The following is a 312-nucleotide window of genomic DNA, read 5'->3' on the forward strand; positions in this document are numbered from 1 at the left end:
GCTGGTCATCTGCCATAAAGAAGAGGGTCTTGATGGTTTGGCCTTCATCGACCTTGAGGAAGGCTGCGACATCGTCAATGGTCTTGCAATCTGGAGTTTGAACCTTGGTTACTTCTTCTTGGGTTGTGACAGCCTGACTAGGCTTGTAGAGGCTGGTAGCCATCTCTAGATTAGCTGCATAGTTGGACTGGTCAGAGTAGGCAATGATGTCTTCTCCAGAAACCAACCAGTTATTAAGCTCATCCTTGATTTGAGCCATGACATCCTCGGGAATTTCCTCTAGCGAATTGATTGATTTATCCAAGACGACCC

1 protein-coding gene is annotated in these 312 nt (G+C 46.8%); it reads right to left on the bottom strand.

Annotated features, from left to right (window positions below; all coding sequences use genetic code 11):
* Positions 1-312: hypothetical protein (locus FH871_RS35435; RefSeq protein WP_369008822.1), on the bottom strand; the 312-nt coding region annotated here is incomplete at both ends.

Source organism: Larkinella sp. C7, from assembly GCF_006149005.1.
Lineage (GTDB): Bacteria > Bacteroidota > Bacteroidia > Cytophagales > Spirosomataceae > Larkinella.